Origin of the sequence: Hyphococcus sp., assembly GCF_041986965.1 — a bacterium.
Taxonomy (GTDB): Bacteria; Pseudomonadota; Alphaproteobacteria; order Caulobacterales; family Parvularculaceae; genus Hyphococcus.
Window position 1 is genome coordinate 192,312 of sequence record NZ_JBHIXB010000001.1, and the last position, 13,926, is coordinate 206,237.

At 57.7% G+C, this 13,926-nt stretch carries 10 protein-coding genes; 2 read left to right on the top strand and 8 right to left on the bottom strand.

Annotated elements, in window-relative coordinates:
* Positions 1–32 precede the first annotated feature (32 nt).
* From ACFC5L_RS00905 to ACFC5L_RS00915, 3 genes are all read right to left on the bottom strand, one after another.
* Positions 33–1,835: a peptide MFS transporter gene (locus ACFC5L_RS00905; protein ID WP_375202167.1), complete on the bottom strand. Its 1,803-nt coding sequence runs from the start codon at positions 1,833–1,835 to the stop codon at positions 33–35.
* Between the two features lie 257 nt (positions 1,836–2,092).
* Entirely contained in the window at positions 2,093–2,344 is a 252-nt protein-coding gene (locus tag ACFC5L_RS00910; RefSeq protein ID WP_375202166.1) for a CBU_0592 family membrane protein, read from the bottom strand.
* 52 nt (positions 2,345–2,396) lie between these two features.
* Positions 2,397–3,002, bottom strand: a complete 606-nt coding sequence (locus ACFC5L_RS00915) for an exopolysaccharide biosynthesis protein (RefSeq protein ID WP_375202165.1) — start codon at positions 3,000–3,002, stop codon at positions 2,397–2,399.
* A gap of 242 nt (positions 3,003–3,244) precedes the next feature.
* Here ACFC5L_RS00915 and ACFC5L_RS00920 point away from each other — a divergent pair, with 242 nt between their 5' ends.
* Positions 3,245–5,344 (top strand): DUF3857 domain-containing transglutaminase family protein, encoded by a 2,100-nt coding sequence (locus ACFC5L_RS00920; protein WP_375202164.1) that lies wholly within the window; start codon positions 3,245–3,247, stop codon positions 5,342–5,344.
* Positions 5,345–5,368: 24 nt separating this feature from the next.
* Here the strand turns inward: ACFC5L_RS00920 and lpdA are convergent, their stop codons facing one another.
* The 5 genes from lpdA to sucD all read right to left on the bottom strand — a co-directional run bounded on the left by lpdA (position 5,369) and on the right by sucD (position 12,928).
* Complete coding sequence (gene lpdA / locus ACFC5L_RS00925; RefSeq protein ID WP_375202163.1) at positions 5,369–6,775, bottom strand: dihydrolipoyl dehydrogenase; 1,407 nt, start codon at positions 6,773–6,775, stop codon at positions 5,369–5,371.
* A 4-nt stretch (positions 6,776–6,779) separates the two neighbouring features.
* Complete coding sequence (locus ACFC5L_RS00930; RefSeq protein WP_375202162.1) at positions 6,780–7,346, bottom strand: hypothetical protein; 567 nt, start codon at positions 7,344–7,346, stop codon at positions 6,780–6,782.
* Positions 7,347–7,381: 35 nt separating this feature from the next.
* Positions 7,382–8,908, bottom strand: a complete 1,527-nt coding sequence (odhB, locus tag ACFC5L_RS00935) for a 2-oxoglutarate dehydrogenase complex dihydrolipoyllysine-residue succinyltransferase (protein ID WP_375202161.1) — start codon at positions 8,906–8,908, stop codon at positions 7,382–7,384.
* Between the two features lie 26 nt (positions 8,909–8,934).
* Entirely contained in the window at positions 8,935–11,913 is a 2,979-nt protein-coding gene (locus ACFC5L_RS00940; RefSeq protein WP_375202160.1) for a 2-oxoglutarate dehydrogenase E1 component, read from the bottom strand.
* 103 nt (positions 11,914–12,016) lie between these two features.
* Positions 12,017–12,928 carry a succinate--CoA ligase subunit alpha gene (gene sucD, locus ACFC5L_RS00945; protein WP_375202159.1) on the bottom strand — a complete coding sequence of 304 codons (912 nt, stop codon included), beginning with the start codon at positions 12,926–12,928 and terminating at the stop codon, positions 12,017–12,019.
* Between the two features lie 142 nt (positions 12,929–13,070).
* Here sucD and ACFC5L_RS00950 point away from each other — a divergent pair, with 142 nt between their 5' ends.
* Complete coding sequence (locus ACFC5L_RS00950) at positions 13,071–13,886, top strand: DUF1206 domain-containing protein (protein ID WP_375202158.1); 816 nt, start codon at positions 13,071–13,073, stop codon at positions 13,884–13,886.
* Positions 13,887–13,926: the final 40 nt, after the last annotated feature.

Below are 13,926 nucleotides of genomic sequence, written 5' to 3' on the forward strand. Positions count from 1 at the left end.
ACCGCCGGGCGTTTAATTTCAGCGTATTTCGCTTATTCCGCCGGAGACGCGAGACCTTGCGTATTCGGGGCGGCGTTTTTCTCGGCAATGGTGTCAAGCCGCATGAGCTTCTTGATGAGCGGCGAGATTAACAACATCACGACCGCTATGCCCATCGCGACATAGCCGACATTGGTATAGACCTCGGCATAGGTCGCCTTCGCCGCCGCCACATCGGTGAGCTGGCCGCCAATGGTTTCCGCGCCCGTTCCGCGCGCGATGACGCCCGCAAGATAGTTCGACAGGCCGGAATAAAGGAACCACGAGCCCATCGCCAGGCCGACAACGCGCGCCGGCGCCATCTTGGTGACCGCAGACAGACCAACCGGCGACAACATCAACTCGCCCATAGTGTGAACCCAGTAGACGAGGAAGATAAAGCCGACCGCCGTCATGCCGACAGAGCCCGAAATCTTCATCCCGGCGACGAGCGCCAGGAAGCCAAGCCCCACCAGGAAAACACCGCCGGCGAATTTGACGGGCGTCGACGGCTCCATTTTCCGTTTGGCGAGCGCAATCCACATCCACGCGAAGACTGGCGCGAAGATGAAGATGAAGGCCGCGTTGAGCGATTGGAAAACCGGCGCCGGCACCGACCATCCAAACAAGGAGCGGTCAACCAGACGGTCAGTGAAGAGATTCAAGGACGAGCCCGCCTGTTCAAACAGCGCCCAGAACGGAATCTGCGCCAGCACAAAATAAATGGCGGCGAACATGCGCGAGCGCTCATCGCCCTGAAGCTTTGTCGTGGCGTAAGCGCACAGCCCCAGAAACACAGCCACACCCAACATGCCGACAAACCAGTCGGGAATGAGATGCGCGTTCATCACCATCAGCATCGAAACCGCAATGATGACGAGACCGATGAGATAGCAGCCCATCTCTATATTGATCGGACCGATCGCAGATTTTTTCAGTTTCTCGGGATTGGGCGGCTCGGCGGCGCCGTCGAGATATTTCTGTCCCCAGAGGAAGACCAGCAGTCCCAGCAGCATGCCGATCCCGGCAAGGCCGAAGCCATATTTCCAGCCGTAAACGATGCCAAGGATGCCGCAGGTGATCGACGACAGGAATGAGCCAAGATTGATCCCCATATAGAAGATCGTGAAGCCGGAATCGCGGCGCGGATCGTCATAACCGTAAAGGGCGCCCACAATCGTGGAAATATTCGCCTTGAGATACCCGACGCCTGCAATGATCAACGCAAGGGAAAGATAGAGAATGTTGACATAGAGCTGCTCTTGCTCGATGCGGGTCGTATAGTCCGCCGTTGAAATGGTGACCGGCAGGCCGACGGCTGTCGGATTGTCGATAATCATTTCGGTGGCGCCTTCGTTAAAGGAAATCTTTGACGTGCCCGTATCCGAAATAATGACCTGATCGGCGTCACCGCCGCGGCCGTCGAGCGTCACCTGATACTCGCTGCCTTGATAGGTGAGGATTTCTTTTGACCCCTCGCCCTCAAACGCCATGCCGAAATGACCCAGCACCAAAAGGATGGCGCCAAAGGTCACCGCCTTGCGCTGCCCCAGATATCGGTCGGCGAGAGAGCCGCCGATGATGGTCATCACATAAACCAGCGCGGTGTATGCGCCATACATCAGCGCCGAGCGCTGATCCGAGAACAGAAAATGTTGCGTCAGATAAAGAATGAGAAGGCCGCGCATCCCGTAATAGGAAAAGCGCTCCCACATCTCCGTGAAAAACAGGATGGCCAGGCCTCTCGGATGGCCAAAGAATCCTTTGCTGGCCTTCACCGCGTTCGGCGTTGTCGATACGTCAATCGCTTCGCTCATAAATGCTCCCTCTTGCGGCTGTCTCTAAAGACGCTCGCTGGATATTCGCCCCTTCGACGCACCCCGCAAATTTTGCATTGAGGCGCGCAATTGGCGCGCACTGTAGGCCGAAAAGCGTCGCCAAATCCAGAGCTTAGGCGTATTTTGCGATGAATGGCGCGCGGCGAACCCTTTTGCTGGCGCAATCTTTCACGCGATCGTGTCCCGAGTTCGCGTTTCGTACAGGGACGGCGAAATCACGCGGCCGGGCCGCGCCGCTATTTTGGTTTGAAAAACAACGCCCGGGCGAGACCGATGGCGGAAATCAGCAGCCAGAACATCTCAATCACAAAGGACGCCGCATTGAATGTGCGGGAAAGAGAAAAAAGAATAAGAAGCGCGCCAACGCCGTTCAGCGCGGGATATAAAGGCTGGCGCACATCCATGCGCCCTACTTGTGACAGGAAATACGTGCCGACCACGAGACCGACGCCGGCAAAGCCGACAAAATCAGAAAGCGCCAAATCCATCCGCACTGTTTAGATTATTCCGCCCGGATGTCGAGCTTGTTGGAGGGGCGCATCAAAATGCACGCACAGCCAGAAACCCGACCGCAAGACAGCCCGCTAGCGCAAGGGTCATCACAAGGCCGTCGCGGGCGGTGATGGCGACGCCAAAAAGCACAATCGTCCAGGCCGGCGCGGCGACGGCGAAAGGAACGGCGTCAAACGGGATCATGACAACCCCGAGCGCCGTCACGAAGATCGCCGCTGCGCGCCGCATCGCCTCGCCGGCGGCCCAGGTCCATCGCTGTGTAATCAAATGATCAATGAAACGCAGCGGCTTGTCTAACTTACGGCGCATCTCACGCAGCTTGTCCTCGGAGACAGACTGCTTGAGCGCCGCCTCCGGCAACCAGGGGTGATTGAGCCCCAGCGCCATTTGCAGCGCCAGGATTGCGATGACGACGCCAACGACCGCTGCAGCGCCCGGAATGACGGCAAGCGGCGTGCCGCCGACAAAACCGAGCACAATAAACAACGGGCCATAGCTGCGGTCGTCCCAGGCGCTGAGAACCGCACGCAAACTGACCCGCCCATTTTCCGACCGGGCGATGGCGTCATCGACGATCGATTCAAGCGGCGCTTCGCCGTCTTCGATCGAGTTTGACTGTTTTGATGCTGACATAACGATGCAAACATTGGCCGAACAAGACCGTTCCAGCAAGACATGGAAGCGCCTTAATGAAAGACCCGCCGCCAGGCGACGCCAGCAAAACCTCCACAATCAGAAGGCGTATAATTCATCTTTCTCTTCAGATTCAGGCGGACAACTATGACGTGGCAATTGAACATTTTGTAGATATTTCAACATGCTTCTTGCCTCTACGATCTTTTCTATGAAAAATGCCGTCATAGAGGTGGGCGACATTGAGTAAAAAAATTCTTTTCTTGGCTTTGTCTGGCGTTTTGATTGCTGCACTGGCGGCGGGCGCAGGGTATGTCGCTGGCAATCTCAACACACCTCAACATGTTGCAGAAAAGAGCGCCGCGACACAGGAAACGCCGCCGGGGGACATTTCCTACACCGGAAAGACGCCTGGTTTTGTAGTCAAGCGCGTCTTTCCGGATTTTGACGAACTTTCCCCCAAGTCAGCCAACGGCATTCAACTCCTTGTTTATGATCTGCAGCATGACGCCACGACGGAAGGCTCGCCGCGATACACCCATCAAGTGTTCAAAGCTGTCGACAGCCTCGGCGCACAACAGCTCGGGCAGTATTTCATCAGCTTCGACCCGTCATTCCAACGCGCAGAGATCAACCACCTGACAATCACTCGCGATGGAGAGATATCCGACCGAAGCGAAGGTTTCACAATAACCTATGCACAACGGGAAGAACTGGCGGAGTTCAGCATACTCACAGGCCATACAACCGGCATCATTCGTATTGACGACATACGGCCCGGAGACATTCTCGATATTGGCGTGACTATAATCGGAGAGCCCCCTCGTTTTGGGCGCAAACATTCTGATATTTTCCCTGCGTCCTCGGGCGCTGAAATCGGACTCTTTTCGCTAACATCAACCTGGCCCGGACCCATAAAAACGTCGCCTGTGTTAAGCGGCGTCACGCCGACAAAAACACAAAAGGGCGAAGACACCGTTCTGGAAATCAACCCACAACCGCTGACCGCTATAGAAACGTCCGAACTCGTGCGGGCCCCTTTTTCGCTAAACGGCTCGATCATGGTCTCGGATTTCGGGTCCTGGAAGAACATTGTCGAATGGGCGACCGATGATTACAGGCCCACGCAAGCCGAAGAGCTGCAATCTATTGCGCAAAAAATCACCCTCGATCATGACAGCGCTTCCGCGCGCGCCGTCGCCGCCCTTCGCTTTGTCCAAAATGAGATTCGCTATTCCGCCAGTCTTTTTGGCAATGGCGGCTACACGCCGCAAACGGTTGACGAAACTCTGAGGTCTCGCGCGGGCGACTGCAAAGCCAAAGCTCTGCTCCTGGTCAGCCTGTTAGACATGTTAGGTTTCGAAGCACACGCGGCGCTGGCCAATACGACAGACGGGATATATCTCGATTACTACCCGCCGACGCCACTAGCGTTCGATCATGTTATTGTCCGCTTCAGCGTAGATGGCCGCCACTATTGGGCTGACCCCACATTGCTTTATCAGGCAGGCGATCTCGCCTCTATGGCCCAGCCAAATTACGGACATGCGCTTGTTTTGGAGCCGTACAGCGTCGGCCTTACAGAAATGGGCGACGCAACAACCACGCCAGCTCCCATCACCGAAATACGTGAATTTTTCGACTTGTCCAAAGGAGCGTCAGAAGGGCTGGCGGACGTCGTCTTTATCTACCGACGTGACGCCGCCAACCTGATGCGAGCAGCACTGAACGCCATATCGGAAGAAGAGTTCGTAAAAAACTTTTCAAACTACTACAAGCGTTATGGCGACGTTGAAATTCTGGAGCAAAAAGTCAGCGACGAGCCCGAAAACAATCAAATTGACATCGCGATGAAAATGACTTTGTCAAAACCGTTTGACGCCCCTGACAAGGAGAACAAGCGGTATTTTGAATACAAAGCGCACGCCATAACCCAAATCCTGCTGTTAAAGCCAGATGACGACCCGCTTATCCGGCTGCCTATTCTGCAACAACCCCACGCCAAACATGTCGTGCAAATAAGCTTACCGGAAGGAATTACGTGGCGGCTTCCGCCGGAAGAAGAGACGATCTCTAACGATACATTTTTCTTTTCCTACTCCTACAGCGCCGACTCCAAGATGCTGACATTCGAAAGCAACCTCAAAACGAAAGCCATATCTGTCGAGCCGAAGCAATATGACCAGCTCGTCCAAGACGACGACGCCCTGCAGGATGCAATCGACAGAAACATCTGGTTCAGGAAAAACACGAGCCAGGAGGCCAGCACCGACCGCCTGATTATTGAAAATGTGGTGAATGCACCCAAACTGCCGCCAATGCCTGCAATCGAAAGCGAATAACCGCTCCGTCAATGAAGCAGTAGCCTAGGCCTGCATCGTCCAGCCTTCAACGCCCATGGCCGCCTGCCGGACAGCTTCCGATCGTGTCGGGTGAGCATGACAGGTGCGGGCGATGTCTTCCGACGCGCCCCCGAACTCCATAACGCTCACGGCTTCGGCGATGAGTTCGCCGGCCTCGACGCCGACAATATGCACGCCGAGCACCTTGTCGGTTTCTGCATCGGCGAGGATTTTCACAAAACCATCCGTCTCGTGATTGGTTTTGGCGCGCGAATTGGCGGCGAAGGGGAACTTGCCGGTCTTGTAGCTGACGCCCGCCTCTTTCAATTGCTCTTCGGTTTTGCCGACGCAGGCGACTTCCGGATAGGTGTAAACGACGCTCGGCACGAGATCGTAATTCACATGCCCCGCCTTTCCGGCGATCAGTTCGATGCACGCGGTTCCGTCATCTTCCGCCTTGTGGGCGAGCATGGGTCCATGGATGGCGTCGCCAAGCGCCCAGATGCCCGGAACATTGGTTTTGAAATGATCGGTTTCGATAAAGCCGCGCTTGTCGGTTTTGACGCCAACGGTTTCCAGCCCCAGCCCTTGCGTGTGCGGACGGCGGCCAATGGCGACCAGCACCGCGTTGCAGTCGATGACTTCCGCGTCGCCGCCTTTAGCCGGTTCAACGGTCAGGTGCACACCCCTTTCCGATTTCTTCGCGCCCGTCACCTTCGCGCCAAGCTTGAACTCCATGCCCTGTTTTTTGAGGATGCGCTGAAACTGTTTTGAGACTTCATCGTCCATCGGCGGGAGAATTTTGTCGAGGAATTCGATGACCGTCACTTTTGCGCCAAGGCGACGCCAGACAGAGCCAAGCTCAAGCCCGATGACGCCGGCGCCGATAACCACAAGATGATCGGGCACGCTGGCGAAATCGAGAGCGCCCGTTGAAGAGACGATCTGTTTTTCGTCAATTTCAACGCCCGGCAGCGGCGTCACTTCGGAACCAGTGGCGATAATGATGTTCTTCGTTTCAATCTCCTTGTCGCCGTCAGCGCCGGAGACAAGGACGCGGGTAGCGGAGAGAATTTCGCCCGACCCGAAATAGACATCGGCCTTGTTTTTCTTCATCAAGAATTCGACGCCTTTGGTGAGCCCTTCCACCGCGTCGTCTTTCTGCTTCAGCATTTGTTTCAGGTTGAGCGAAAGCTTGCCGGTCTTGATGCCGAGTCCATCGAAATCCTTTTCGGCAATCTCGTATAGCTGCGAGGCGTGCAGGAGCGCCTTTGACGGAATGCAACCCACATTAAGGCAGGTGCCGCCAAGCTTTTTATTATCACGCTTTTCGATGATCGCGGCTTTAAGCCCGAGCTGGCCGGCGCGGATCGCCGCATTATAGCCGCCGGGGCCGGCGCCGATGATCACGACGTCATATTGATCGGTCATAAGTTCATTCCGCTTCAATGATTAATGGGGAGGCTGCGTCTTCCGGAAAAATCACGGATTCAAAATCACCATTCGGCGATTTGACCAGGCCGAACTCGAATCTCAAACTCCAGGGGCCGCGGCCGAAATGCGCCTTGCTCAGTTGAAACTCACGCGCCTCGGAAGGGATAAACTTGGCGCGGCGCCTATCGCCTTCGCCCTGATAACCGTTAAAGCGAACAGGGTTCGCGGACCAGCCCGAAACCCGCCACCAGCGATCACTTTCAGCAGTCTCGGGCGCGCCGTTTTCATCCTCCGCCGCCCATTCTCCCAGCTGGGCCGAGACATGGAGATTGCGGGGCGCATCAAGACCGGGAGAATCGACCACAAGATCAACGGCGCCGAAGCTTTCCGGCGGCAGCGACGCGCACAACCAGACATAACGCTGATCCTGGAAAACAAAAAGCGTCATGTCTTGAGAAAGCGAAACGGTTTGGGCGCCGAGGTCGGCATATTCACCGCAGGCGCCGTCCAGCAAGGGATAGCCAGCGTCACTCTGCTCGGCGCATCCGAAACAAGAGAACAGCGCCAAGCTACTGACAACCGATCCGATCCTGAAAGCCACGACTAAAGATCGAGCAGCAAGCGCTGCGGGTCTTCGAGATTTTCCTTCACGCGCACAAGGAAAGTAACGGCGCCTTTGCCGTCGACAATGCGGTGATCATAGGACATGGCGAGATACATCATCGGACGGATAACAACTTCGCCGTTCCGGGCGATAGGCCGTTGTTCGATGCGGTGCATACCGAGAATGCCCGATTGCGGCTGGTTCAAAATCGGCGTCGACAGAAGCGAGCCGTAAACCCCGCCATTGGAAATTGTGAAGGTGCCGCCCTGCATGTCTTCCAGTTTCAAGTCGCCGGAGCGCGCCTTGCGGCCATACTCGGCGATTTCAAGCTCGATCTCCGCCATGGACTTCAAGTCCGCATCGCGGATGATCGGCACAACGAGCCCCTTGTCGGTGCCCACCGCGACGCCAATGTCGTAATGGTTCTTGTAGATGATGTCGGTTCCGTCGATTTCGGCGTTGACGTCCGGCACTTCCTTCAGCGCATGGACGCAAGCTTTGACGAAGAACGACATGAAGCCGAGCTTAATGCCGTGCTTCTTGTCAAAAAGGTCCTTGTACTGAGAACGCAGCTCCATCACCGCCGTCATGTCGACGTCGTTGAAGGTTGTCAGCATCGCCGCAGTGTCCTGCGCCTCTTTCAGACGGCGCGCGATGGTCTGGCGCAGGCGGGACATTTTCACCCGCTCTTCACGCGGACCGAGATCGCGCGGCGCAGACGGGGCCGGCGCTTTTGTTTGGGCGGGTTTCGCGTCGGCGCGCAGCGCATCGCCCTTGGTGATGCGTCCATCCTTGCCCGTGCCTTCAATCGCTGACGGGTCGAGACCGCGCTCGGCGACGACGCGGCGCGGCGCCGGTGACAATTCCGCCGAAGACCGTTCGCGCGCGCCTTCCATGACGCTCTCCCCCGATGCGGCGACTTCGCGCGGCGACGGATCGTTGACGCCATTCGCGGCGGCGCCGTTGGCTTTGGCCGCGCCAGCGCCCTCAACAATGACTGCAATTACGGTTCCGACTTCGACCGTGTCGCCTTCTTTGGCCCGGACTTCTTTCAGAACGCCGGCGGCGGGCGACGGCACATCCATCGCCGCCTTATCGGTTTCAAGGCTGACAAGCGGTTCGTCGAGCTCAACGGCGTCGCCGGGTTTTTTGAACCATTCGCCAATATCGGCTTCCGTGACGCTTTCGCCCGAGGCCGGGACCTTGACCTCTATCTCCTCGCCCTCATGGGAAGGCGCCGTCTTCTTGGGCGCCGGGGCCTTGGTTTCTTTTTTCGCGGCCGGCGCGCCGCCAGCCTCGATCGCGCCGAGAAGCGCGTCCACTTCCACCGTGTCGCCTTCCTGCGCGGAAATTGATGCAAGAACGCCGGCGGCGGGCGCAGGCACTTCCACCGAGACCTTGTCAGTCTCAAGCTCCACCAGCGGCTCGTCGACAGCCACGGCTTCGCCTTCTTTCTTCATCCATTTCGCAATCGTCGCCTCGGTGACGCTTTCGCCAAGGGTCGGGACGCGGATTTCGGTAGTCATGTCTATATCTCCAATGACGTGGCCGCTTAAACGGTCAGCGCCTCGTCTAGAAATTCTGCAAGTTCCTGCTTGTGACGGCTCATAAGCCCCGTCGCCGGAGATGCGGCTGCGGCCCGGCCCACATAGCGCGGACGTTTGTGTTTGGCGTCGATCTGGCCGAGCGCCCATTCAAGATTAGGGTCCATAAAGAACCAGGCGCCCATATTCTTCGGTTCTTCCTGACACCAGATCATCTCTGCGTTCCGGAAACGCTGAAGCTCATTGATGATCGACATGGCCGGGAACGGATAAAACTGTTCAACGCGCAACAGATAGACATTGTCGACGCCGCGTTTTTCGCGCTCTTCCAGAAGGTCGTAATAGACCTTGCCGGAGCACATAACGACCCGCTTGATCTTGGAATCGGGAACAAGCTTCACCGTCGAGCCGGGACGATATTCCGCATCATCCCAGAGAACCCGGTGGAACGAAGAACCGGGGCCCATCTCTTCCAGCGTCGAAACGCATTTCTTGTGACGCAACAGTGATTTCGGCGTCATCAGAACGAGCGGCTTGCGGAAATTCCGGCGCATCTGACGGCGCAGAATATGGAAATAGTTCGCCGGCGTCGTGCAGTTCGCGACCTGCATATTGTCTTGGGCGCAAAGCTGAAGGAAACGCTCAAGACGCGCGGAGGAATGTTCCGGCCCCTGACCTTCATAGCCATGAGGCAAGAGCAGGACGAGGCCGCACATGCGCAGCCATTTGCGTTCACCAGACGAAATGAACTGATCGATGATCGTCTGGGCGCCATTGGCGAAGTCGCCGAATTGCCCTTCCCACAGAACAAGGAATTTCGGATTGGCGAGGGAATAGCCATATTCAAAACCCATCACCGCAAATTCGGAGAGGCTTGAATCATGCACCTCAAACGTCGCTTCTCCGCCATCGAGATGACGCAGCGGCGTATAGGTTTTTTCCGTTTCCTGATCGATGAAAACCGCGTGACGCTGGGAGAAGGTGCCGCGGCGAGAATCCTGTCCCGACAGCCGGACGCCAAAGCCCTCGCGCAAGAGCGATCCGAAGGCGAGCGCTTCGGCGGTCGCCCAGTCGATCCCTTCACCCGCCTCGAACATTTTTTTCTTCTGATCGAGAATGCGCGCCAGGGTTTTATGGATATTGAAGGTCTTCGGATAATGCGTCAGCGCGGCGCCGATCTGTTGCAACTCCTCGATCTTGATCGCGGTGTCGCCGCGGCGATCATCGTCAACCGGCGGCACGAAGCCTGACCATTGACCGTCAAGCCAATCGGCCTTGTTCGGCTTAAAAGCCTCGGCGGCGGAGAATTCAGCATCGAGGAAATCACGAAACTTCGCCTGTTCCGCGCCAACTTCTTCAGCGGTGAGCACGCCTTCGGCGACCAGCCGCTTGGCGTAGATCGCCTGCGTTGTCGGCTGGCTGCGGATTTTCTTGTACATCTTCGGCTGGGTGAAGCTCGGCTCGTCGCCTTCATTGTGGCCGAAGCGGCGATAGCAGAACATGTCGATGACAACGTCAGAGCCGAATTTCTGACGGAATTCCGTCGCCACTTTCGCCGCATAGGTCACGGCCTCGGGATCGTCGCCATTCACATGGAAAATCGGCGCCTCGACCATCTTTGCAACGTCAGAAGGATAGGGCGAAGAGCGTGAGAATTTCGGACTCGTCGTAAACCCGATCTGGTTGTTGACGATGAAATGAATGGTGCCGCCGGCGCGGTAACCGCGAAGACCGGAAAAACCGAAGCATTCCGCAACAATCCCCTGCCCTGCGAAAGCGGCGTCGCCATGCAGGAGAAGCGGCAACACATGGGTGCGCGGCTGGTCGAGATCAGGCGCTTCAATGCGATCCTGTTTCGAGCGCGCCTTGCCGAGCACGACCGGGTTCACCGCCTCAAGGTGAGACGGGTTCGCGGTCAGCGACAGATGAACCTTGTTGCCGTCAAAGGCGCGATCCGATGAGGCGCCGAGATGGTATTTCACATCGCCGGAACCGCCGACATCGTCGGGCGTCACAGAGCCGCCCTGAAACTCGTGGAAAATATGGTGATAGGGCTTGCCCATCACCGCCGCGAGCACATTAAGCCGCCCGCGATGCGGCATGCCGATCACAATCTCCTGAACGCCGAGCGCGCCGCCGCGCTTGATGATCTGCTCAAGAGCGGGAACCATGGCTTCGCCGCCATCGACGCCGAAGCGTTTTGTGCCGGTGTATTTGGTGTGCAGAAAGTTCTCAAAGCCTTCCGTCTCAACCAGCTTGTTGAAGATGGCGCGCTTGCCTTCCTTGGTGAAGGTGATGTCCTTGTCCGGCCCCTCAATGCGCTGTTGCAACCAAGCTTTCTGCTCGGGGTCGGTGATATGCATGAATTCGACAGCGAAGGTGCCGCAATAGGTCCGTCTCAGAATATCGAGGATCTGCCTGAGGCTCGCCGTTTCAAGACCCAGCACGTGATCGATGAAAATCGGCCGGTCCATATCCGCTTCGGTGAAGCCGAGGCTTTTCGGGTCGAGCTCGGGATGAACAGTCGGCGTGGTCAGGCCAAGAGGGTCGAGATCGGCGATGAGGTGACCGCGAATACGGTAGGCGCGGATCAGCATCAGCGCCCGCAAGGAATCCTTGGTCGCCTGCAACACGCCGCCGGCCTGTTCGACAACCGGCGCGGCGACGGAGCTTTTTTCGATTTTAGCCTTGAGCTGTTTTTCAGCCTGGGGCTCAAACGCCGACCAGTCGCCGTCAAGCGCCGCCGTCAGTTCGCCATTGACCTTGGGCGGCCAGTCCTTGCGCGACCAGCTCGGCCCGTCAAAAGCCGGTGAAGCGTCTGTTTCTCTTTCGAAAAATGCGCGCCAGTCTTCGCTGACAGAAGCGGGATTCGCCGCATATCGGGCGTATTGCGCTTCAAGATATTGCGCATTTGATCCCGAAAGAACCGTTTCTATATCCGGCTTGCCGTCAGCCGGTCCTGCGGGAGCTTCCCCGTCTTTGGCCATTACTTTAGTCCGTCATTACGCCGTGTGACGATAGCACCCCTAGATACGCCAACTTTCGGGCGATTCAATCACTATTGGAGCGATCCATTAATGATAAAACCGTTTATTTTTTGAGAATTTCAAGGAGCGTCCGTCCCATCGCCGCCGGGGTTGGAGAAACGGCGATGCCGGCCGATTTCATGGCGTCGATTTTCGCCGCCGCCGTGTCGTCAGCGCCGGAAACAAGCGCTCCGGCGTGCCCCATGCGCCGGCCTGGCGGCGCCGTAACGCCTGCGATGAAGCCGACTGTGGGCTTCTTGATCTTGTGGGAGGCGAGGAACTTCGCCGCATCAGCTTCCGCCGAGCCGCCAATTTCGCCGATCATGATGATGGAATGGGTCTCGTCGTCGTGAAGGAACATATCGAGGATTTCGATGAAATCCGTGCCCTTCACGGGGTCGCCGCCGATCCCGACGCATGTCGATTGGCCCAACCCGGCCATGGTGGTCTGATGAACCGCCTCATAGGTCAGCGTGCCGGAACGGGAGATGACGCCCACATGACCCTTGCGGTGGATATGGCCGGGCATGATGCCGATCTTGCATTCATCAGGGGTAATGACGCCGGGGCAGTTCGGACCCACGAGCCGGGTCTTTGAGCCGTCAAGCGCCCGCTTGACCTTGACCATATCGAGGACCGGAATGCCTTCGGTGATGCAGATGGCGAGGGGGATTTCAGCGTCGATCGCCTCAAGGATCGAATCCGCCGCAAACGGGGGCGGCACATAGATCACGGTGGCGTCAGCCCCGGTTTTCTCGCGCGCCTCGGCGACCGTGTCGAACACCGGCAGGGTCGCGCCTTTGGCTTTCTTTGGGGCCGCCTCTCCCGCCTCCCAGACCGAACCGCCCTTTCCCGGCGTCACGCCGCCGACCATCCCGGTGCCGTAGGCAATCGCCTGTTCTGTGTGAAATGTGCCGGTCTTTCCGGTCAGGCCCTGGCAGATGACCCTGGTGTTCTTGTCGATCAAAATAGACATTTGAGAAGTTTCTCTTGAGGCGGAAGGAATCGAGCCTCTAGTAACCAAGGCCCCGCTGCGCTGCAATGGCGCTGTCGCATTTATCGGGAACTTTAGCGGTCGATCGCCTGTTTCCGCCATATTCCCGCTCGGCTGACTCTCAATGCATGAAAATAAGAATGCGATGCTCGAAAGCGCCATGAGGGCGGGCTATGGCGCCCGCGGCTTCGTTTATCTCATTATCGGCGTTCTTGCGGTCTTCGCCGCTGTAAATGGCGGGGAAGCAGAAGGCTCCACCGGCGCGCTCAATTATCTCTCACGACAGCCCTTTGGCGTCGCCCTGGTCGGGGCCGTGGCCCTTGGATTTCTCGCCTTCGCCCTCTGGCGCTTCACGGATGCGGCCCTGGATCTGGAAAATGAGGGCGATCACCCGCGCGGCGCCGGCTCCCGGATGACGAAAGTATTCTCCGGCGCAGCACATCTCTTTCTGGCCGCAACCGCGGTCACCATCATGGTCCGCGGGGCCAAGGCCGAAAGCAACTCGGCGGCGAACTGGAGCGCTGCGGTGATGGGCGCCCCTTTCGGCCGCTGGGCGGTGGCGCTTGCCGGGATCATCGCCATCGGGGTCGGCCTCTATTTTTTCTTCAAATCCGGCGCGCGGACCTATCGCGATGATTTACGCGAAACGAAGATGACCCAGCGGCTCGCGCCGTTTGTCCGTTTCGGCCTCGCGGCGCACGGATTTGTGCTGCTGATCATTGGCGGGATGGTCACCTATGCGGGATGGACCACCAACCCGAACCATGCAGTCGGACTTGGCGAAGCGCTGGCGCTTTTGGAAACGCAACCCTTCGGGCGCACCCTTCTGGGGCTCGCCGGCGCAGGCATGGTGGCCTTCGCCGTCTATTGTTTCGTCCTGGCCGTCTATCGCGTGCCGCTGACCATCACTCGCAGCGACCTGCCCGCGCAGGGCTCATGAAAAATGGGCAGGAAAAATCGCCACGAAATTGTCACGGAAC